The organism is Pelosinus baikalensis (assembly GCF_020819555.1).
GTDB lineage: Bacteria > Bacillota > Negativicutes > DSM-13327 > DSM-13327 > Pelosinus > Pelosinus baikalensis.
Genome location: NZ_JAJHJB010000019.1, coordinates 18,952 through 40,630 on the forward strand (window position 1 = coordinate 18,952; position 21,679 = coordinate 40,630).

The 21,679-nt window shown below is 40.3% G+C and carries 20 protein-coding genes and 2 pseudogenes; 20 read left to right on the top strand and 2 right to left on the bottom strand.

Annotated elements, in window-relative coordinates; translation table 11 throughout:
• Positions 1-263: 263 nt before the first annotated feature.
• Positions 264-413, bottom strand: a pseudogene (locus tag LMF89_RS14040) (IS3 family transposase); the annotation flags it as partial.
• On the opposite strand from LMF89_RS14040, the gene LMF89_RS14045 reads away from it, so the two are divergent.
• From LMF89_RS14045 to LMF89_RS26230, 3 genes and pseudogenes are all read left to right on the top strand, one after another.
• Positions 381-953 carry a transposase gene (locus tag LMF89_RS14045; RefSeq protein WP_369412608.1) on the top strand — a complete coding sequence of 191 codons (573 nt, stop codon included), beginning with the start codon at positions 381-383 and terminating at the stop codon, positions 951-953. The pseudogene LMF89_RS14040 and the gene LMF89_RS14045 overlap by 33 nt on opposite strands.
• Positions 919-1,146 (top strand): hypothetical protein, encoded by a 228-nt coding sequence (locus LMF89_RS14050; RefSeq protein ID WP_229535638.1) that lies wholly within the window; start codon positions 919-921, stop codon positions 1,144-1,146. Before LMF89_RS14045 ends, LMF89_RS14050 begins: the two co-directional genes overlap by 35 nt.
• Positions 1,147-1,387: 241 nt before the next feature.
• Positions 1,388-1,717 (top strand): annotated as a pseudogene (locus tag LMF89_RS26230) (transposase); the annotation flags it as partial.
• A gap of 33 nt (positions 1,718-1,750) precedes the next feature.
• Here the strand turns inward: LMF89_RS26230 and LMF89_RS14055 are convergent.
• Positions 1,751-2,341 carry a transposase gene (locus tag LMF89_RS14055; protein WP_229535639.1) on the bottom strand — a complete coding sequence of 197 codons (591 nt, stop codon included), beginning with the start codon at positions 2,339-2,341 and terminating at the stop codon, positions 1,751-1,753.
• Positions 2,342-2,918: 577 nt separating this feature from the next.
• Here LMF89_RS14055 and LMF89_RS14060 point away from each other — a divergent pair.
• The 17 genes from LMF89_RS14060 to LMF89_RS14140 all read left to right on the top strand — a co-directional run bounded on the left by LMF89_RS14060 (position 2,919) and on the right by LMF89_RS14140 (position 21,601).
• Positions 2,919-4,256 carry a B12-binding domain-containing radical SAM protein gene (locus LMF89_RS14060; protein ID WP_369412609.1) on the top strand — a complete coding sequence of 446 codons (1,338 nt, stop codon included), beginning with the start codon at positions 2,919-2,921 and terminating at the stop codon, positions 4,254-4,256.
• A 180-nt stretch (positions 4,257-4,436) separates the two neighbouring features.
• Positions 4,437-6,107 carry a DHA2 family efflux MFS transporter permease subunit gene (locus LMF89_RS14065; RefSeq protein WP_229535641.1) on the top strand — a complete coding sequence of 557 codons (1,671 nt, stop codon included), beginning with the start codon at positions 4,437-4,439 and terminating at the stop codon, positions 6,105-6,107.
• Positions 6,108-6,333: 226 nt separating this feature from the next.
• Positions 6,334-7,545 (top strand): beta-ketoacyl-[acyl-carrier-protein] synthase family protein, encoded by a 1,212-nt coding sequence (locus LMF89_RS14070; protein ID WP_229535642.1) that lies wholly within the window; start codon positions 6,334-6,336, stop codon positions 7,543-7,545.
• 6 nt (positions 7,546-7,551) lie between these two features.
• Complete coding sequence (locus tag LMF89_RS14075) at positions 7,552-8,547, top strand: beta-ketoacyl synthase N-terminal-like domain-containing protein (protein ID WP_229535643.1); 996 nt, start codon at positions 7,552-7,554, stop codon at positions 8,545-8,547.
• A 19-nt stretch (positions 8,548-8,566) separates the two neighbouring features.
• Positions 8,567-8,800, top strand: a complete 234-nt coding sequence (locus tag LMF89_RS14080; RefSeq protein ID WP_229535644.1) for an acyl carrier protein — start codon at positions 8,567-8,569, stop codon at positions 8,798-8,800.
• Positions 8,801-8,856: 56 nt separating this feature from the next.
• The gene (locus LMF89_RS14085) at positions 8,857-9,303 is read left to right on the top strand and encodes a 3-hydroxyacyl-ACP dehydratase FabZ family protein (protein WP_229535645.1); all 447 of its coding nucleotides are present in this window, start codon (positions 8,857-8,859) and stop codon (positions 9,301-9,303) included.
• Positions 9,293-10,471 (top strand): beta-ketoacyl-[acyl-carrier-protein] synthase family protein, encoded by a 1,179-nt coding sequence (locus LMF89_RS14090; protein ID WP_229535646.1) that lies wholly within the window; start codon positions 9,293-9,295, stop codon positions 10,469-10,471. Before LMF89_RS14085 ends, LMF89_RS14090 begins: the two co-directional genes overlap by 11 nt.
• Complete coding sequence (locus LMF89_RS14095; protein WP_229535647.1) at positions 10,468-11,013, top strand: beta-ketoacyl-[acyl-carrier-protein] synthase family protein; 546 nt, start codon at positions 10,468-10,470, stop codon at positions 11,011-11,013. Before LMF89_RS14090 ends, LMF89_RS14095 begins: the two co-directional genes overlap by 4 nt.
• Before the next feature lie 24 nt (positions 11,014-11,037).
• Positions 11,038-12,342: a B12-binding domain-containing radical SAM protein gene (locus tag LMF89_RS14100; RefSeq protein WP_229535648.1), complete on the top strand. Its 1,305-nt coding sequence runs from the start codon at positions 11,038-11,040 to the stop codon at positions 12,340-12,342.
• Between the two features lie 5 nt (positions 12,343-12,347).
• Positions 12,348-13,658, top strand: coding sequence for a B12-binding domain-containing radical SAM protein (locus tag LMF89_RS14105; protein ID WP_229535649.1), 1,311 nt, complete (start codon positions 12,348-12,350; stop codon positions 13,656-13,658).
• Entirely contained in the window at positions 13,659-15,824 is a 2,166-nt protein-coding gene (locus tag LMF89_RS26235) for a 2-hydroxyacyl-CoA dehydratase (RefSeq protein ID WP_229535650.1), read from the top strand.
• A gap of 1 nt (position 15,825) precedes the next feature.
• Positions 15,826-16,602: an acyl-CoA dehydratase activase gene (locus LMF89_RS14115; RefSeq protein ID WP_229535651.1), complete on the top strand. Its 777-nt coding sequence runs from the start codon at positions 15,826-15,828 to the stop codon at positions 16,600-16,602.
• Positions 16,603-16,616: 14 nt separating this feature from the next.
• Positions 16,617-17,300 carry a hypothetical protein gene (locus LMF89_RS14120; protein WP_229535652.1) on the top strand — a complete coding sequence of 228 codons (684 nt, stop codon included), beginning with the start codon at positions 16,617-16,619 and terminating at the stop codon, positions 17,298-17,300.
• Positions 17,301-17,304: 4 nt separating this feature from the next.
• The gene (locus tag LMF89_RS14125) at positions 17,305-18,498 is read left to right on the top strand and encodes a 2-hydroxyacyl-CoA dehydratase family protein (RefSeq protein WP_229535653.1); all 1,194 of its coding nucleotides are present in this window, start codon (positions 17,305-17,307) and stop codon (positions 18,496-18,498) included.
• Positions 18,488-19,234: an enoyl-CoA hydratase/isomerase family protein gene (locus tag LMF89_RS14130; RefSeq protein WP_229535654.1), complete on the top strand. Its 747-nt coding sequence runs from the start codon at positions 18,488-18,490 to the stop codon at positions 19,232-19,234. Before LMF89_RS14125 ends, LMF89_RS14130 begins: the two co-directional genes overlap by 11 nt.
• Positions 19,235-19,297: 63 nt before the next feature.
• On the top strand, positions 19,298-20,047 hold the full coding sequence (locus LMF89_RS14135) for a 3-oxoacyl-ACP reductase family protein (RefSeq protein WP_229535655.1): 750 nt from the start codon (positions 19,298-19,300) through the stop codon (positions 20,045-20,047).
• Positions 20,048-21,601: an NHL domain-containing protein gene (locus LMF89_RS14140; protein WP_229535656.1), complete on the top strand. Its 1,554-nt coding sequence runs from the start codon at positions 20,048-20,050 to the stop codon at positions 21,599-21,601.
• Positions 21,602-21,679: the final 78 nt, after the last annotated feature.

Genomic DNA, 21,679 nt, shown 5'->3' on the forward strand with positions numbered 1-21,679 from the left:
AATGGTCTTACCAAAATAGTTGTTATGTTCATATGATTATATTCACGATGCTTGGTGCTGGCGAGTAACGTGTTTGGCTATAAATCCATATCTGAACAATAATGTAAAGTAATCAAGGATCATTTGGGTGTAAATTGCAATAGCGAAATACACAAAAATTGCAATGTTAAAGTGCACAATTACTTTATAGCTTTGTGAACAGTATTATCATCGGTAAAATTTGATGTGGTCAAGCCCTAGTAGACACATAAAAGGACGAAAAATTATGCAACCTCTTCAAACTGAGATGGAGTAAGGTACCCAAGGGTAGAGTGCAATCTCTGGCGATTGTAAAAAACTTCTATATATTCTATAACTGACTTTCTACACTTCTTACGATTGTGAAATGCATTTCCATATATCCATTCCACTTTGGAAGATTGGTAAAGATGTTATTAATAGGATATTTGTATGGAATAAAATCAGAACGACGTCTCGAAGAGGAAATAACATTAAACCTTGCTTATCGCTGGTTCTGTGGTATTGAGCTTAGCGAAAAAGTTCCAGATCATTCTCTTTTTAGTCAGAATCGCAGAAGACGTTTTACTAATGATACTTTATTCCGTGAAATATTTAATGAAATAATTATAAGGTGTATTAAACAAGGAATTGTAAGTGGTGAGACTGTTGCCAGTGATGGTTCATTTATCCCCGCAAATGTATCATGGGCGAGTAAAGAAGAAACAACAGTTCTTGTTGAACGAAGTTCAGTTGATTATCTTGATCCTCTCAATGAAGAATTATCAGGACTTCCTGGATATACAAAGTCAGAAATCGTGCAAGAAGAAAAGAAAATCGTCAAAAGCAACACCGATAAAGAGTGTGGTTATATCAATCAACGAAACAAAAAAGGTCTAGGCTATATGACTGAAATGACAGTTGATATATCCAAACGGAATCATTACTGGTGTTGATGTATATCCTGCTAATCGCAGAGAAAGCGATATAATATTACGTCACTTAAATCGTCAGATGAAAGATACTGGGCTTACGATATCGGAAATTGCTCTTGATGGAGGATATGATGTCGGAGCTGTACATAGAGGACGTGAAATATTAGGCATAACCGGATATTGTAGCTCACGCACATACCACAATAATGATTAAAAAAGGGTTTTGAATACGATTGTAAGAGCGATACATTTGTTTGTCCAAAAGCAAAACGACTTTGTTTTGAAAGAATAGTATACAAAAAGACAACTGCAAACTATTTCAGAACGTATAGTATTCCACGCAAAGCCTGTAAAGACTGCGATTACTTAGAACATTGCTCAGTTGATAAAGGAAAATGCCGTATAAATGCTAGTTCATTTTATCCGTCGTTTCACTCTAATCAGCAAAGGTTCATAGTCCTAGATATAAATTATTAAAAAAGTTACGAAGCATTTGGAGTGAAGGAACTTTTTCGGTTCTCAAGCGTGAGCATAATCTAAGAAGAGCTACAAAAAGAGGCATTTACCGCATTGGTGAAGAGTGCCTCCTTTCGACGTTGGCCTTAAACTTAAAAAGAATAGTTAAAGCCCTCGGTTCAATGGATGGACCTTTCGATTATACGATAATATATGCAAAAATCTTAGTTTTTTTGAGAAAAAAGCTATTTGTCAACAGGTCCAATTTTCCGCGCTCTCGTAGCTTTGCATACAAAGAGCATACTCCTTCATTTTATCTTATTCAGTGAGTTAAGACTCCCGCCTCTATAGGCGGCGTCAGTTCAGGTGGAGTTGACTCTCCACCTGAACCCCCGATGTTTCAGCTTTGCTGAAACGAGTTCACTTCTGATAGTGCCTCTGCCGATATTGATGCTGATATTTTTAAGAGCGGCTTTTATTCGCCTTACGCCATAGGTTCTTTGTGAATTGTTAAATATTTCACATATTTTGATACCCAATAGGTCGAGTGGCGTATATGTTGAAATTTTTAGCAAACGATAATAGCTGATACTTCTAGCAAGTCGCATGCACGGCTCACTTTTATCTGACCACCATTCTTTTTTATCGTTACATATTTTCCTGTGGTTGCTTGCAAAGTACGCTGTTGCCTTTTTTAAGAAATCCACCTCGGCTTCGAGTTGTTTTACCTTTTCTCGAAGCTTACGATTTTCTTCATCGTCTGGTTTTTGATGTCCACTGCCAGGCAGGGCATTTTCAGGATCAGTACGATATTTTTTTACCCAATCACATACAGTTGCTGCATTTACATTAAGTTCTTTTGCGGCTTGCTTAGTTGTCATCTTATTTTCTAGTATCTGTTTAACGTAAGCAATTTTAATATTTCGTTCGATTACTTTCCCACTTTTCGACACTCCTTTTTTAAATTATATATTTTCGTACTTCAGAGTGTCTACTTGGATAATATCACATCAAAAAGTTTATGCGACAACTATCTTGACAACGACCGATTGCTTTGATTGTGTATTGTCTGATAAAGAATTTTTTTGTCTGACGTTTTTTTTAATTTTATGTAACGCTAATGACCCCAACTACACTAATCGATTTAGATTTCACCAACAAGACGCGCAAAACAAACATTAAGAAGTTTATAGAAGAAAAAATCGTATTTATGTGCGCTAAGAATTTTTAATCGAGTTGGCGGCACTGGCGGAGTAAAATAGGAAATTCGCAAGTATTGAGTTCTAAAAATAGAACTTTTTTATTTGGGTTCTTAAAAGGGGACCTATTTTTTTATTTAGGTCTATAAAGATGGACCTATTATCTGGAATTAAATAACAGTATAATTAAGCATAAGCAGTAATGTGTACAACCTAGAAGATCGTGTGTCATTATATTGGATATAAGACTCGATGTATTAGAGTTTGCCTAGGAATGCTCTATACATTTTGATACAGGGCTGTAAAATGACCAATTACGAGGGGGGTTATTGTGAAGGCAGTTTTTATTGTTCCTAATAGTTCGATAACATTCGACAATAAAGCACAAAATTTGAAATTTGATGAATTATGGGAGTTTCGAGCTAGGGAAAGGTTATGGTCTACTCCAAATCTGAGCCTTCTGACAATGGCAGGGATGCTGCCTCAAGAATATCAAGTGGAATATATTGACCAAAACTATATTGAAGTACTTGATTTGGATTATCAATTGGCGTTTTTTTCACCATCAACATCGCAAGCTTATAAGGCTTATGAACTTGCTGATAAACTAAGGGAAAATGGAGTATTGGTTATGATGGGAGGAGCCCATGTTTCAGTGCTTCCTCAGGAGGCGTTAAAGCACGCTGATGCAATATTCATTGGAGAAGCTGAGGAAACTTTCCCTGTATTTTTGGATGATATTAAAAGAGGAAAGCCTAAACTAATTTATAAATCTCTTGAACCTCCCAATTTAAACTTAAGTCCTGTGCCAAGGTATGACTTGGCAAAAAAATTTCCCTATAAAAGTATTCCAGTACAGACATCAAGAGGATGCCCGCATCAATGTAATTTTTGTATTTCATCAAAACTTTATGGACGAAAGATTAGAAGAAAATCAATTCAGCAAGTAGAAAGTGAATTGATCAAAATAATGGATCTTTATCAAAATCCTTTTATCTTTTTTACGGATGATAATTTTTTAAGGGATCTGGAATATGGTAGAGAACTAATGAACATTTTGAAAAAATTTGGTCTAAAGTGGTATGCTTTTACAGATGCGAGCATAGTTGATCAACCTGATTTACTTGAGAATGCGGCAAAGTCAGGCTGTTCACGATTACTGATTGGATTTGAGAGTTTAGAACCTAAAAATCTTGTAGTTATAAACCAATCAAAATGGAAGTTAAAAAAATGGGCGCAGTATAAGCAAATTATTGCTGAAATTCAAAGCCACGGTATAGGAGTTGTGGGAAGCTTTATTGTAGGGATGGATGAAGATACAAAAGAAGTCTTTGATATACTGTATAACTTTATAAATGAAACATGCCTTTACGCAACCAATATAACGGTATTAACCCCATTTCCCGGTACAACTATATATAAGATGCTTCAGACGGAAAATCGTATTACAACGAATGATTGGACAAAGTATAACGGATTTAAACTTACGTATACGCTGAAAAGTATTTCCAAGCATGAGTTTGAAAGAGGGTTCGAAAATTTGTCGCAGAGGCTGAATTCATCGGAACGAATCAATAATGTAATTAATTATTATAAAGAGATTATGAATGCCAAAATAAAAAATAAAACGGCTTGTGACCTGGAAACGCAGGATGAAAAATACCCATGACGCTAACGCGGCAGAACTAGAAATGAAAACGAGTAGTCGCCTATTTCTTATCAAAGGACAGTGTCTACATGACATATTTTCATGAATGGTTAAGACAAGTCTATAGGAAAAAGTGATAGGATATAGGTTTGGTCATATAGGTAATGAAGCAGGACTACTTAGACTAAAGGAGGTGCGATAGTGATTACTATTCCGCGACTTGCGATTCCAGATCCAAAATATAAGTGGTGGGCGCTCGGAATAACAATGATCGGCGGATTTATGAGCTTGTTAGACACGAATATAGTCAATATCGCTATTCCGAAAATGATGACTGTTTTTTCAGTAGATATAAAAGGCGCTCAATGGATTTTGACGGCTTATATGCTTACAATAGGCGTATTGCAGCCTGTATCTGGCAATTTGTGCGACTTATTCGGTACGAGGCGGATCTATCTGATAAGTCTAGCAGCTTTTACCATAGGTTCAGCACTGTGCGGTATCGCGTGGAGTAACGACAGTATGATCGTTTTTCGGATTATTCAAGCTACGGGTGGCGGACTCATTCTTCCTGTCACCATGACGATAGTTTTTGAAACATTTTCAGAAAAAGAGCGTAATATGGCGCTTGGTCTGTGGGGCATATCAGCGATGGTGGCACCGGCAATCGGTCCGACACTTAGCGGCTATCTTGTCGAATACTGGGATTGGCGGCTAATTTTTACTATAAATATACCAATAGGTATTGCAGGGTTTATTCTGGCGATGCTGATTTTGCGGGAACCCGCATTATATCGCAAGAGCCGATTCGATTACGGAGGATTCCTCACTTCGACGCTGGGATTGTTTTGTTTACTTTTAGCTCTGAGCAAGGGCGTAGAAAATGGCTGGACATCGACATATATAATTACGCTGCTTTGCATTTCTTTTGCTAGTCTGTCGTCTTTTGTAGTGATTGAGAGTTCACATGAAAACCCGATTTTTGATTTAGCTTTATTTAAAAGCTGGAATTTTACTTGCAGCACCATCATTGTGTTTATTGGGGTTATTGGCATGATTGGTGGTGTCTTTATCATACCGCTGTTTTTGCAAAGGGTATATAATTTTACGGCAATGCAGACAGGTATCTTAATGCTTCCATCGGCGATAATTACCAGTGTGACGATGTCGATAGCGGCCAAACTTGCCGATAATTTCGGCGCTAAACCAGTGGTGCTTGCTGGCATCACTATACTTGGAATCAGTTCTTTGCCTTTGGTCAGTCTTGATATGGATATCAGCTATGAAATCATTATGCTTGTCATGATCATGCGCGGTTTAGGAATGGGATTATTTTTTATACCAGCTACTGTACTTGGTGTAAATACTGTTCCCTTGCAAAAGGTTAGCCGGGCGTCATCCTTAAATAATTCAGTTTGTCAGATTAGCTCGTCGATAGGGATTGCTATATTGACAACCATTCTTCACAATAGGCAGATATATTATTTGGCGAATACTGCGGGGAGCAACGACGAAGCTTCGTTTATGACCATGAGCATTGTAACCGTCAAAAGCATATGCGGGAAAGTAGGCTGTCTGTCAGATGGCGTTAAGCAAATGCTGGTCTATATGAATAATTTATACGCACAGTTTGACTTTGGTTCGGGAATTGCTCAGGCAAAAAGTTTGGGGCTGGTAAGTATGCTTGCGGAGAAGAAACCTATTATTTTTGCATTTGATGATGCATTTGTTATTCTATCACTAATCTGTTTAAGTGGGGTTATTCCTGCTTTGCTTACCAGATCGGCTAAGTCCAAGGAGGATAGGATAGTTGGCAAAGATATCGACAAAAGTATAACTCAAGAGATAAATAACAGCGATTTGTTGCAGTAACGGAAGTTAACATCCATTGTCAAAGCATAAGGACTGTCATACGTACCGATTCGTGTCTTGATGGTATCTGTTCTTATTGTGAGTAGTATATAAATCAAAATAAGCTGCCTATTGTTGTAAAAACGATAAAAAGAAAGGAGAAGCTGCTTCAAGAAAATATATAAAGTTACTCAGGAATTTTCTTGATATAGATTCGTTGTCTATATTTTAAGTGGCAGGTGGACAAATGGATACAGTTGTTATTACTGGGATAGGGGTAATTTCAAGTGCGGGATTAAACCTTGAAGATTTTTGGAATACCCTTGCAGCAGGAAAAGTATCATATGGCGAAATCGAGGAGTACAAAGACAATAAAAACTACAGAGTGAAAATAGGTGCAAAGATAGATGATGAGAGATGGAATAGGAATGTAAGTGAAGAGATAAGGGTTAAATACGGTAGGACTTCTAACTATGCCGTTAGTGCAACCCTTTCGGCGTTAGAAAGTGCAGGACTGTCGTCCGAAATGCTTCCTAATGGACGCACTGCGATTTCGATTGGAACAACGATGGGAGAAATACAGGTTGAGGAACGAATTTCCGAAATTCGTCATGAAAAAGGGGTTCAGGGAATTCCCAAAACGCTCTTGAGACAGTATAGAACGGACAACATAGCTTCTTCCATCCGGGCAGCTATCGGCGTATCAGGACCAATATATAACGTCCCGACGGCCTGTGCTGCAGGAAATTATGCCATTGCTCTTGGCAAGAGACTCATTGACTGGGGCTGCGCGGATGTAGTTATAGCTGGTGGAGTGGATGTATTTTCCCGAGTGGCTTTTACTGGTTTTCAAAGATTGCTTTCGCTAACACCTGACATGTGCAGGCCCTTTGACCGTAATAGAAAGGGGCTTGTGATTGGAGAGGGGTGCGGCATCGTGATATTAGAGAGGGCAAGCTCGGCAAAAGCACGAGGAGCTCGTATATTTGGCGAAATCATTGGAGTTGGTCTTACTTCTGATCGACATCATATGATTTCGCCGCACCCAGAGGGAGATGGCGCAGTAAGAGCCATGCAGCTGGCTTTAGAAGAGGCGAGAATCCTTCCAGGAGAGATTGATTATGTATCTGCTCATGGAACAGGAACTCCTGCTAATGATAAAGTGGAAGCGAAAGCACTCAGCAGGGTGTTTGGACCAGAGCGCATACCTCCTACTAGTTCAATCAAATCAATGATTGGTCACGCTATGGGGGCTGCGAGCGCTTTGGAATTGGTTGCATCCTTGCAGATGATGAATCATGGCTGCATTTTGCCTACTATAAATTATGAAACTCCCGACCCGGAATGTATGCTTGATTGTGTACCTAACAAGGCACGGAAGGCACCTATCAATTGTGTGATTTCGAATTCATTTGCCTTTGGGGGGCAAATTGGCAGTATTATTGTGAAAAAAGGATGATGTAACTTGGAAGAAAATGGAGTATGTATTTCTGCAGCAGGTCTTATTATTGGTAAAATAAAAACCACACCTGGGAATTCCATTAAAATAGACAATACAGACTATGAGTCTGCTCTTGAAGGATTTGAACTGAGACATGTCGACAGGATAAGCAGATTGGTGATTGGTGCCGCAAGTTTGGCATTGAAAAATCGAGGCTTACATGTTGAAAAAGGGAGCAGTAATGATTATGGGATTTTTTGGGGAACGAAATATGGGGCAATTGAAAGTATACACAGCTTTGATATGGTAGCTGTGGAAAAAGGTGCAGCATTTGTAAATCCTGGACTCTTTCCCAGTACTGTTTTGAATTCTCCTGCTTGTCAGGTTAGCATCCAGCTTTCGGTTGCTGGTCCCATTCATACAGTGTGCAATGGTCATACGTCTGCTCTTGATGCTGTAGGGCTTGGATATAATTATGTCAAATCAGGTTTAGCTTCGATGATTATGGCAGGTGGGGCGGATGAGATTTCTGAACTGCAGACATTAATGCATGAAAATGATCATCAGATAGGAGAAGCAAGTGGGATTTTGCTTTTAGAAAAAAGCAATGCTGTACCAGAGGCGCGGAGCATCGTTGAAATTGCAGGATACGGATCAACGTCACTTTTGTCAGATAGTTTGGCAGAAATACGATTGAAAATTGTTGAACTGATTACAAATATTCTGGATGCTCAAAGGATACCAAGTCATGCGATTGAGTGTATGAGATTCAGTACCTATTTACCTTCGAAAGAGGGAAGAGAGATGGCTGATGGTGTTTGCAGAGACCTGAAATATGAAATACCCATTGAATACATGGAAACAGATTGGATGGGGGCAAGTGGAATTGTTCAGATTGCATCTGCTCTAAATTTCTGGGAAGAAACGTTTAAAGAAATTGCTGCCCAGATAATAGTAGGTGTTGATAATGATAAGGTATCCGTTCTTGTTCTTGTTACTAATTCCGGATTGACAATATAAAAAAAGTGGAGGAATTGTTGTGAATATTGATAATGAAGTTAGAAAAATTGTAGCCCAGATTATTGAGGTGGATGAATCAGTACTGGATCCAGATGCATCATTTATGGAAGACTTAGGCATAGATTCACTAAGGGCATTAGAGATTCTTGCGGCCGTAGAAAACCAATACTCTATCACTATTGAACCTGAAAGACTTCGGGAAATGACTACATTGAACAAAGTAATTGCTATCACGAAGGAATATCTGGATTGAAGATTTTCTTCCGGGGCGATCCAATGTAACGATTAGCAGTATACCAGGAGGTTACTATGCTTTCATTTAATGAAATTTGCAAAATATTAGAACAAAAAGCTCCGTTTGTGCTTGTTGACAAGGTGTTAGAGATTGATAAGGGCAAGCGAATTGTGGCTGTCAAAAATGTTTCGGGTGGCGAATTATTTTCGGCACTGCACTTTCCCGGGAATTCGGTATATCCAGGAATATTAATTCTTGAATCAATTGCTCAAACAGCATCCATTCTATTTTCAGACTCCATAGACAAAGATATCAGTACTGAAAATCAGTTTCTTGCCCTTGGCGGAATACAAAGATTCCAATTTCTGAAGGTTGTTAGACCTGGAGATACTCTTATCATTGAGGTAGAAATTATAAAAGGAACTTTGCAGATGGCGTTAACAAAGGTTAGCGTGAAAATGGGCGATACGATAATTGGGGAAGGGCAAATGTCTTTTGGAGTTGTTAAAGATGGAAAATAGGAAAGACGGAGCCCTAATAACAGGTATAGGTGTTTTATCTCCTTATGGTAGTAGTGTTGACGAGTTTTGGAACGGTTTGAAAGCAGGAAAAAATGTTGAAAAAGAACTTACTCGTTTTAAAGATTTAGGGATTGATCATCCATCTGGAGTAGAAGCTTGCCTTCCTTTACAGTTTATCTCTCCGGAAGAGAGAATTCTTTATATGGGTGAAAAGGCCATTGCGTCAGCTATCCTTGATTGGGGTGGGGATTTAAATGGCTTCAAGAGGATTACCCTTGTGGTAGGTTCAGGATTAGGGCTGGCAGATCAATTGTATTTTGATAGCGATCAGCCTGAAGGCTGTAAATTCCTTTCAACGTTGGCAGATAAGCTCGCATTACGCACAGGAATTAACTGTAACGCTATTTTTATTGGTAATGCTTGCTCTGCTGGGAGTCAGGCGATAAGTTATGGCAAAGACTTGCTTGACTTAGATGATTCCGATCTTGTTATTGCAGGTGGAATTGAAATGCTTTCTCAGATGGCATATGCAGGATTTATAAGACTGAAAGCCATTGATTCAAATGGCTGCAGACCATTTGATAGAGACCGTAAGGGAATTATGGTTGGAGAAGGTGCCGTTTTTTTTGTATTAGAAAAATCGAAAAAGATCGTCGATGAAAGGGATAAAGCTTATTGTCTTTTGTCAGGAGCAGGTGTAACTAGTGACGCCTACCATATCGTTCAAATAAAACAAGATGGAACAGAAATTATGCGAGGCATGGATGAAGCTCTTTCAGCCGCTGGTCTGACAAAGAGTGATGTTGACATGATCGTTGCCCATGGAACGGGTACTGTACAAAATGACAAAATAGAATCTGAAATTATTCGCAAATATTTTGACGATCATTTGCTCCTTATGTGTATTACTGCCCCCAAAAGCGCAATCGGTCACACGGGAGGGGCTTCGGGTGCTTTTGGAGTCTTGGTAGCTGTCGGTGCGATTCTCTCTGGGATTATACCTCCGACATTCAATAGCGAGAATATTGATCCAGAATGTTGGATGCCCTTAGTATATGGGAAGTATACCAAGCGCGACGTGCGTGTAGTCATGGTTAACGCATTTGCATTTGGCGGCAGCAATGTAATTATTATTTGCGAAAAGTGTAATGCGGAGGAAAAGGGATGAAAGGTCTGGGCATAACAGAAATCTTATACCTAAGCCATAGGGGGTTTGATGAAAAGCTCTTTACGCATCGGGATTCTAGGGTTATGGATAGATTTACCAAGATATCGGTGCATGTCGCACGCAATCTTTTTGCGAGTGTTAGAGGACAGAAAATATCTCCACAAATGGTTGGAGTGGTAATTGCTACGAATACCGGAGCCTATCAATCAACTGTAGAATTCAACTCATTGTTAGCAAAACAGGGGGTTGCAGGCGTTAATCCGAGCAAATTTCCCAATGTGATGCTCAGCACACCCTTATCAAGGGTTGTAACGGAACTTCAGGTGCGGGGACCTTCCGTTCCATTATATCTGGGCAAATATATGGAGGCGGCTTTTCAATATAGTGCAGTCCAAATTTTAAAGGGAAGATGCGATGGAATATTGATGTTATACACGAATGAAGATCGGGGCTGCCTAGGGTTATTTATTGAAAGAGAAGAATCTGCCAGGGAAAGAGGACTTAAAACTAGGTTTTTGCTCCCTTGGAGGGAGACAATATAATGTTTGAATATAAGGTGGGATAACATGCGTTTAGCACTTATTTCTCCCAAGGGCGTAGCCATGGGTACAAATGAAGAAAACAAAAATACAGCTGAAATTTATCGTCGGTTAAATGGCATTGATTCACTGAAAGAATTGATGAATTGTCCTAATTCGCCGTTGCTTACCATAGCGGCGCTCGCAGAAAAATATTTTGATGAAATAGTGTATATAGATGAAGAAATTGAAAATATACAATGGGACAAATATTATGATATGGTCGCTATGTCATTCATGACACAGCAGGCTTCCAGAGCGTTTGAACTTGCTGGGCGTTTTAAGGAAAAAGGTACTTACCTTGTTTGTGGCGGAATGCACCCCACGAATTCAACGGAAGAAACACTGCAGTACTTTGACACGGTATTCAGAGGGGAAGCGGAAAAAACTTGGTTTGCGTTTATGGAAGATTTCTCAAAACAAAGTCCTAAACGGATCTATGAAAACAAGTATGAAATAGATATGGAAGATGTACCTATTCCCAGGTATGATCTGTTAAAGATGGACAGCTATAGAACAATCCCCATACAGATTTCCAGAGGATGCCCTCACGATTGTGAGTTCTGTGCTTCAACCAAAGTATATGGGCCCAAGTATAGGCATAAGAGCGTGGAAAAAGTTTTGACGGAGATTGAGGCTGTAAAAAAGTTGAAATCCAATCCACATATATATTTTACAGACGACAATATGCTAGTAAACAAAAATTTTTCATTACGGCTGCTGGATGAATTAAAAGGCGGAGGTATTCGGTGGATGACTCATACCGATGTCAGCGTGGCCGACCACGAAGAAATACTGAATAAACTGTTTGCCTCTGGCTGCAGGAAAATTGTTATAGGCTTTGAAAGCGTCGTGCCAGAATCTCTTCGAAGTCTTGAAAAATGGAAATACAACCGTCTAAGCACGTATGCCGAGGCAATACGAAAAATACAGTCCTATGGCGTCGGTGTATGGGGGACTTTCATTGTCGGCCTTGACAACGATGATACATCGGTGTTTCAGAGGGTGATTGATTTTACACTTGAAAACAATTTGTATGGAGCCATGATATCAGTACCAACGCCCTTTCCTGGTTCGCGGTTCTTTTCCAGGTTGGAAAGTGACGGAAGGATTCTTAGTAAGCATTGGGGCAGCTATACCTTGTGGAATGTGGTAATGAAACCTGCAAAGATGACCGTAAATGAACTTCAGAATGGCTTCGAACATACATTGACTCAGATTTATTCTGAAGAAGCAACCTACAAAAGGATGGAATATTTTAAGCAGATTTACAGTTCAATAAGGAGGCGGTAGGGGTCTTGAAGCGTATACTTTTACTTGTGCCAAAAGGAAATGGTCCGGGAGATGGGAAAAAATGGAATAAAGACTGGCTTGATGAAATGGAAATAGCCGTAAGTAAAAGTCTATGGAGGATTGTAACTCCGGGTGCTCTTGTATTGGGCAGCTTAGCTGACAGTATTGGTCATCAGGTGGATTTAGTGGATGAAGAATTTCAAGAAGTAGAAAAAGATAAGAAATTTGATATTGTTGCCATGTACACAGTTGCTCCGAATGCCAAAAGGGCTTACATGTGGGCGAATTATTATCGCTCTGTTGGAACTCATGTAGTGTTGGGAGGGGTACATGCAGCAATGTGCCCTGAGGAAGCAGAATTGCATGCTGATACGCTGCTGTTGGGGGAGACCGAATATATTTGGCCTGAATTTTTAAAAGATTTTGCGTATGGTAAGGCAAAAAAAAGATATACTCAGGCCTTAGGAAAGGTCGACCTTAATCATTCCCCTGCGCCAGCATTTAAACTTCTCCCGCCTAATGGGAGAAGAATAATACCTGTACAAACCGCAAGAGGGTGTCCCCATGGATGCAGATTCTGCAATATGAGAAGTTTGTATGGCAAGGGATATAGGCTGAAAAACCTCGACAATGTTGAAAAAGAGCTGCAGGAAGTAATGAAAGTAAACCCAAGGGCGACAATCTATTTTACGGATGATAACTTGTTTTGCGACAGGGCACGTTCCAAAAAAATGTTAGAGATCATTAGATCCTATGGGCTGCAGTGGTATACCAACTGTGATATTTCTTTCGGACAGGATGAAGAATTCGTTAAAACAGCATACAGGAGCGGGTGCCGTCAGGTATTGATAGGCTTTGAAAGTGTTAATCCCGAAAATCTGGTCAATATTGATGAGAATAACTTTAAGAGTCATCAATTCTCAAATTATAAGGATGCGATCCGCAGAATTCAATCAAACGGTATTGGGGTTGTGGGAAGCTTTATTATAGGGCTGGATGAGGATGACAAAGAGGTGTTCCAAAAGACTGTGGATTTTGCTTGCGAAACCAATCTTTTTGGGGCAAGTGCTACAGTGAATACTCCGTATCCTGGGACAGTATCTTTTGGTGAGATGAGGCAGCAAGACAGGATAGTAACATATGATTGGGATATGTATACCATTTTTCAGCCGGTGATAATTCCCCGCAAAATGACTGTGGAGGAACTGAATGATGGCTATACCCAAATGATTAAGGAAATAAATTCACCGAAGAATATTAACAGACGACTAGAATACTTTAAAGAACAGTTGAAAAGCGTGAAAGGATACGGATAAGTGAATAAACGCAAAAACAGCGACGCCAAACCTGTAATTGGGTACTTATGCTCATTTTTTCCCGACAAGCTGATAAAGAAGATTGGCTTCGAGACAGTATCTTTTAGCGAAGTCATGATAAATGACCCAATCGGAGAAGATATACTGCCAATCAATATATGCAGCTATATTCGCTGCAGCCAGAAGATGATCGACGCAGCAGAAATAGACGGATTGGTTCTTACAAACTGCTGTAACGGCATGCAGCGCCTATATGATTATATTAAAGTCATGAAACCGGAAATGTTCTGCCACATATTAGAACTCCCGAGAGAGTTTAGTTGGAATGACTATGAATTTTATGCGAAACATGTTGAAATGCTTGTAGATAGTATGTGCGAGCACTTTTCAGTCAAACGTCCCCAGGATTTTTATACATGGATGGAGGATGAGGATTCTCCCGATACCATTGAAAAAGGGTCTATCTATGTATTAGGCAGTGCTGTATCTCCTAAAATGAGAGAAAAAATTGTGGAATTTACCGAGGGTTATCCCGTGCAGATGAATCTTTGCAATACAAGGAGTAACGGTGATGCGATTCTACGGGAATACTACCAATTTTTAAAATCAGCGAATGAGGGCGAATTGCTTTGGAAGTCCAAACCGTCGCTTCTCGAGCCGTGTGCAAGAATGGGACATTTTTCTCAGTGGTTTGAAACCTTCATAGTTGAGAATAGTTCCCGCCTGGCAGGGCTAGTATATATATCATCACAATACTGTGACAGTTTTCTTTTTCATTACCCATCGGTTCAAAAAGAGTGTGCAATACATGGTATTCCGGTAATCGGCTTGGAGGAAAGTTATCGTACCAATGGCTTTGGTCAGATTTCGACAAGGATAGAGGCCTTTATTGAAAGCCTTAATTTTAACAACCGAAGCAGAAGAATTACACAATCCAATAGTGAAAATAGTCCAGCCAATAGAGCGAATGCTTTTACACAGAAGATGCGCTTGACTAAAGCCTTTATATCCAGACAACCCTTAACGGCTATACAAAAAGTCGTTGATAATCAGTTTGAAATGTTTACCAAAGCTGTTTGGGACAATCCCGAAAAGGTTGTTTGGACGAATATGGTAATGACTGCAGAGCCATTCTATGCTGCTGGATTACTTCCGATAAATATGGAACTGGTGGCCGGGTGGCTTGCTACCTTAGGACTTTCAAAGGACTATATATCAAAAAGTGAAGGCAGGGGGTTTAGCTCGACGCTGTGCTCATACCACAAAGCAACATTGGGGCTTATAGAAGATGGCGGTTTACCGCATCCTCAAGGCGCGGCAGTATCATCGCATCTTTGCGATGGCGGAGTAGGTGTAGTGAAGTATTTTTCACAACGTTACGGGGCAGATACGCTGATACTTAACACTCCATTTTACAATAGTGATACAAATAGTAAATACATGGTTAACGAATATACGCGTCTTTTCAAATGGATTGAGGACTATACTGGCAGGCCTATTGAATCAAATAAACTGACAGAGGCTCTTTCCATGTCAAACCAGGCAAGAGAGTATTGGATTAAAGCATTTGAGCTTCGTAAGGGCAGGCCGCTGTTTCCAGGACATCTGTCCTTACGGAATTTGTTCGGCGCAACGTTTTTATTTGGATCATCTTTAGGTGTAGAAGTTGCAAAGGCTTACTATGAACAATTGCTCGAGTTGGGCAGACAAGACGACGTTCCAGATAAAAAAAAGAAGCGCTTGCTGTGGATCCATTTTGCACCATTGTATAACAACAGCATTATGGAATATCTTGAAAAAGAACTGAACTGCTGGATTGTTGCAGACATTACGGGCTACATATATTGGAAAGAATATGATTTGAATAAGCCAATGGAGAGTCTTGCCAGCAGGGCTTTATCTCATTTTTACTTGGGCAGCGCTGAAGAGCGCAAACGGATTTACCAAAGACTGATTGAAGAATACGAAATAGACGGAATGATTCACTTTATGCACAACGGCTGCCGCGCTATTCCCGGATCTTCATGGCAAATACGGGAACTGGCAAATGATTTGGGGATACCTTATCTAGAATTATCAGGTGACTGTATCGATCCAAGGGGATTTTCGGAGGCGCAGATGAAACTGCGGATGGAAGCGTTCCAAGAGACGCTTGGGAGGGTGTAATGTGTTTTTAGGAATTGATATAGGGTCTGTTAGCACCGATGCAGTGCTGATCGATGATGATTGTAATATAAAGGGATATTCTATTGTGAAAAGCGGTTTCGACTATAAAGAGGCTGCGAATAGAGCGATTGAAGAAGGTTGCAGGATTGCAGGCATAACTGAAAAAGACATAACAAAGATTGTAGGAACGGGGTATGGAAGAAAGAGTGTCCCAAGTTCATGCAGGTCTGTTACGGAGATCTCATGCCATGCGATGGGGATACATCAAATATTTCCTGAAGTAAGAACCATCATTGATATAGGTGGGCAGGACAGTAAAGTGATTCGCGTTTTTGAAGATGGTTTTGTTGAGACCTTTGTTATGAATGATAAATGTGCGGCGGGGACAGGAAGGTTCCTAGAGGTAATGGCACAGGCAATGGGGATCGAAGTATATAGGCTGGGAGAGTTATCGCTGACGGCAAAAAAAGTACAAGCCATCAGCAGCATATGTACCGTATTTGCCGAATCCGAAGTGATTTCTAGGATTGCTCAGGGGTGCCCTAAAGAGGAAATAATTGCGGGAATTCATAAGGCGATAGGAGAGCGCCTTATGAGTATGGTGAATTCTGTGGGGCTTAAAGGTCCTGTTGCCCTGACGGGAGGCGTTGCAAAAAATCAGGGATTGATTCAAGCAATATCTAGGCATTTAGAAGATAACTTTTATATACCCCAAGAGCCGCAAATCGTAGGAGCGTTAGGGGCAGCGATTTATGCAAAAAACCATACTGACAAATAAGGCGGGAATGTGAAATGCAAAGCAGTGTACCAAAGATCGGCTGGTACTGTCCATTTACATTTCCACCGCTCATGAAGGCAGAAAATATACATCCGGTGCAAATAGTATGGAACCATGGTCGAAATGGAAGGCTGGGCACAGTTAAGCTATGCAAAAAAACGACCACGATCCTCGATTCCATTGATTCAGGGAATCTGGATGGATTGGTCATGATAAATTGCTGCAATTTATCTCTATATTTATACGAATATTTTAAGAATAGATATCCGCATTTATTTATCTTTCAACTACGCGTTCCAATAAAAGGAGGCCCAATATTTACTTCGGCACTTTTGAAACAATGGGGTAATTTGACGGAAGAAATAGCGAATCTAAGTGGCAGAGCAGAGGAAAGCTTCTCTCGGGAGTTTAGAGGAGATGCATTTAGCCAGAGGAATATGATGGAAGATATGACAGTTCATAATGCATGGTGCACCTTTCCCGCTGACCTTCGAAAAAGAGAAGGGGCTTGGTTTGCGGGTGAATATGTAAATGCTCTAGCGAAACAGGTTCTCTGTCCTAAGATGTATAACGAAAAAAATGAATGGGGACTAACAGAGTTTAACGATGAGAACAGAGGTAAATTCCCGAAAGCAGATGACACAGAGTGTGTTCTTCAAACCTATTATATGACAGCAGTTTCTTGGCTAAAGGAGTAAAGCTATGAACCAACTCCGACATCGAATGGACTTAGCTAGAAGATTCCATGATGCTAAGTTAGAATCCTACATGGGAAAGTTTTTAAAAGAGCAGATAAACTCCTTTGACCATATTCAAGATGGTAAACCCTACCTTGCAGCAACCTTTTATGTGCCTGGTGAAATAATAGCACTGTTTGACGCAGAAGTTGTATTTATTGAAAGAATGGCTGGATTTGCAGCAGCCAACCGAATTATCTCCGCATCTGGTGTTATGAGTTTACTATCTGGTATGCCAGCATGCGGGTGTTCCTATCAAGCACTTTTTCATTCGCTGCTTGCAGATAAGATTATTCCTATACCTTCAGGATTTGTGGCTTCCAGTTTTGCTTGTGATGATGCTTGGATGTATTGTCGTGCCGCAGCGGCTAAATACAAAATTCCGTTTTACTTTGTAGATATTGTGCAAACCGTAGAGGAAAGTACAGTACGATGTGCAGCTGTTCAATTGAAAGCGTTCTACAAAGAATTAGAAGGGAAGTATCGTGTTATTTCAAGTTTGGGTGAGGTTATTGCAGCATCAAACAAGGCGATGGCAATCAAAGAAGAAATTGATAATTTGAGGATAAGTTATCCTGGTATTATGGACAGCATGGAAAGTTTTAAGCTTTTTACTCTTTACAATGATTTTGGCAAATTGCCAACCTTGCAAATATTGCAGGATTTAAAATCTTCCATACAAGAACGAGTAAAAGATTATAAAATAGAAAAAATACCCAGGCTGCTTTGGCTAGGGATGATTCCACTATATCGTAACAGCCTGCTGCGGGATATGGAAAAAAGATACCAATGCAGGGTTGTATTTGAGGAATTATTTGATTTTACGCATCAATACCTTACGTATGAAAGGTTCTTTGAGGACCTGGCAAAGAGGATCGTATCCTCACCATTTTTCTCCGTTGAAAATCGAATCAATAACATATTGCATTATGTCAGAACCTTGAAGATTGACGGCGTGGTACATTTTTCCCAAAGAAATTGCAGATTTTTGCCTCCTGCTGTTCCCCTTTTACGAAGTAGTCTGGAGAATGCAGGAATTCCATTTGTTGAGATGCAAGGCGATGCGATTTATCCCGAATATTTCAACGAGACAGCATTTTGGGAGCACTTGGATTCGTTTTTTGAAATGGTAGATGGAGGTACCGGCTGTGCACGTTGAGGTGGATATAATCAATAATGTTGGAGTGCTAAGGCTAAATCGCCCCAGAGTGAACAGCCTTAATCACGACTTCCTTCAAGAAATAGTAGAAAGCCTTTGTTTCATGGAATCACAGGAGTTGATAAAGGTCGTTGTAATTCTCAGTAAACAACCCTTTGGCTTTTCCTCAGGTTTAGATTTAAGTAATTTTTTTGATCGGAACTGCCCAGAACGTTTGGCTGATCATGTGTATAAGGCTGTAACACAAGTTTATCAGATCAACAGCAGGATATTGTCCTCCGAAAAAACATTTATTGCAGCTCTTTCAGGCCCGGTTATAGGATCTGCGGCATCGATTGCATTGGCCTGTGACCTGCGAATTGCTGCGAGAAACACATGGTTCTGGCTGCCTGACCCTCAGTATGGCGGATTGCTCGCCGATGGGGGAATTGATCTTCTTGTAAAATTGGTAGGAGTATCGAGAGCATCCATGCTGGTACTAACAAGCGATCGGATCAACGCAGAACAGGCAGACAAGTGGGGATTGCTGTATGGGATAACGAGTGTAGAGGAACTAGAAAAAGAAGCATTATCAGTGGCCGATCGATTAAGTAATTATTCACAGCTTACGCTCAGCATGAGCAAAAAAATATTGAATAGTGATATACTGGGTCCTTTCCAGGAAGAAAAATTAAGAGAGGTTGTTAATTCCGACCAGCCTTTCATGCGGCTGCAATCATTTATAAGAAACCAGTAAAAATAAAAATGCCTGACAAGTGCAGTAAAAGAGCAGGAAGGCAATTTATAGGGGGGGAGAAAAGTGTCTTTACAAGGAAAATCTGTAATTATATCCGGTGGGACAAGAGGAATTGGACGTGGGATTGTGGCTGCCTTGGTTGAAAAAGGTGCAAAAGTAGCATTTTCATACTCAAAAAATACGGTGGCGGCTGATGAGGTTGTAAGTGAGACAAAACATCTTCCAGGGATTGCTTGGGCTCATCAAGTAGATATTAAAAACCAGCAGCAGGTAAAAGCTATGGTTGCTCAAGTCGTAAAAGAATGGGGCGGCGTTGATATTGTTGTAAATAACGCGGGCATTCGTAGAGATAAATCCATAATTTTTATGGCAGCTGACGATTGGAATGAAGTCTTGCATACTAATGTTACAGGTGCCTTCCATCTAACACAGGCTGCCATTTTTTATATGCTCAAAAAAAAATCCGGCAGGATAATAAATATCAGTTCCATAAGCGGAGCAACCGGGATTGCAGGACAAACCAATTATTCCAGCTCAAAAGCTGCACTTTTTGGATTTACTCGATCCCTTGCAAAAGAAGTTGCTTCTTATGGTATTTGTGTAAATACGATTGCGCCAGGCGGGGTGGAAACAGATATGACAAGCAGCCTGACGGACAAACAAAAGGAAAAACTTCTTCAAGGAGTTCCTATTGGACGAATGTGCCGGGTCGGTGAAGTAGTTAAAATGGTGGAGTTTCTGGCAGATGATGAACTGGCACCGGAGTATCTGACCGGATCGGTAATTTATCTGGATGGAGGGGCTGGATTGTAGATGAGTAACGAGTTTGACTTGCTAACTAACGTATGGAACAGGCATACTGTTTTATCTCATATTTCTCAATTGGTGCAGCAAGAACGTAAAGTGGGAATCGCCTTGGCAGATGTTGATTTTTTTATAAATGTTGATTCTAAAGTTGGCAATGAAGAAGGGGATCGTATACTGCAAAGGATAGCAAGCTTTTTTTCGAAATGTGAAGGCACCGTTGCCGGACGATATGAGTCAGATGAGTTTATCCTTGTTTTTTCGGGAAAGGAGCAGGAAGAACTTTCGATTTTATTGGACTCTTTACGAAAAAGCTTCAGGAAGCAGAGGTTTATAAGCGAAGATTCATTATACGCTAAGGTGCCTATGACTGTCAGTTTTGGACTAGCGGTTTATGGCGGAAGAATAAATAGTATGGAATTATTGTTAAAATCGGCGGAGATTGCTCTCGCAATGGCAAAAAAAAGAGGACGAAACCAAGTGGCTGCTGCAACTGATAATATATATATAATTTCTAATGATGAGCAGGCCGAAGTGTCAACTGTTATCGGTTCAGGATTAAAGGGGTATGGCGGAGACGGCTGTTATGCTGCCAGTGCTAGACTAGTAGAGCCATACGGAATTGACTTGATAAATGAAGAAGAAATCATTTTTGCAGATCGCGGAAATCATCGGATAAGGAAAATTAGGAAAGATGGAATTGTTGAAAACGTTGCAGGGGATGGAACGTATGGATACTTTGGTGATCATGGTTTTGCACAAACAGCGAAGCTAAATAAGCCCAGCGGTATAGCTGTTACATCAGAGAATCATATATATATCGCCGATACGGGGAACCATTGCATAAGAAAAATTGATAAGGACGGTACTATTTCAACCTTGGCAGGGTGCGGTTTGGAAGGGTATGAGGGAGATGGGAAAGAAGCCGCTATGGCCAAGTTGAGCCGTCCTGGCGGTGTTGTTGTAGATAAGGTAGGCAATGTATATACAAACGACTATGGAAACAACGTAATTCGGATAATCACGAAAGACGGAATCATATCTACGGTAGCTGGTTCAGGCGAGTTCGGTTATAAGGGTGACGGAAAAAATCCCCTGGAAGCGGCAATGGATCGTCCTTACGGTTTGGCGGTTACACAGAATGGAGAATTTATCTATATTGCCGACTATGGAAATAACTGCATAAGAAAAGTAGCTGTCAGAGAACACACAATCCATACAATTTGCGGTACAGGAGAGCAAGGATATGACGGGGATGGGGGAAATGCCCTAAAAGCGAAGCTGAACGGCCCTTATTGGATCAGTCTCTGGTTAGATCGATATCTATTGATAGCAGACGCTGACAATAACTGTATACGAATAATGAATCTTTTGACGAATCGAATTGAAACTCTCGCAGGAAATGGTAAGCCCGGTTATTGTGATAAAAAAGAACCTGATGAGCAGACATGCTTCAATATTCCTGCGGGCATGGTTGCGGATACTAAGAACGGGCTTTTATATGTTGCTGATTATGCCAATAATGCCATTAGAAAGGTGAAAATTAGTAAATTACCTTGTTAAAGGTCACTACTCCCATTGCGGAGACAGGATGGGTTTCTGCTGCTAGAGCGGTCAAGCCATGGTGAATGATTTGATAAA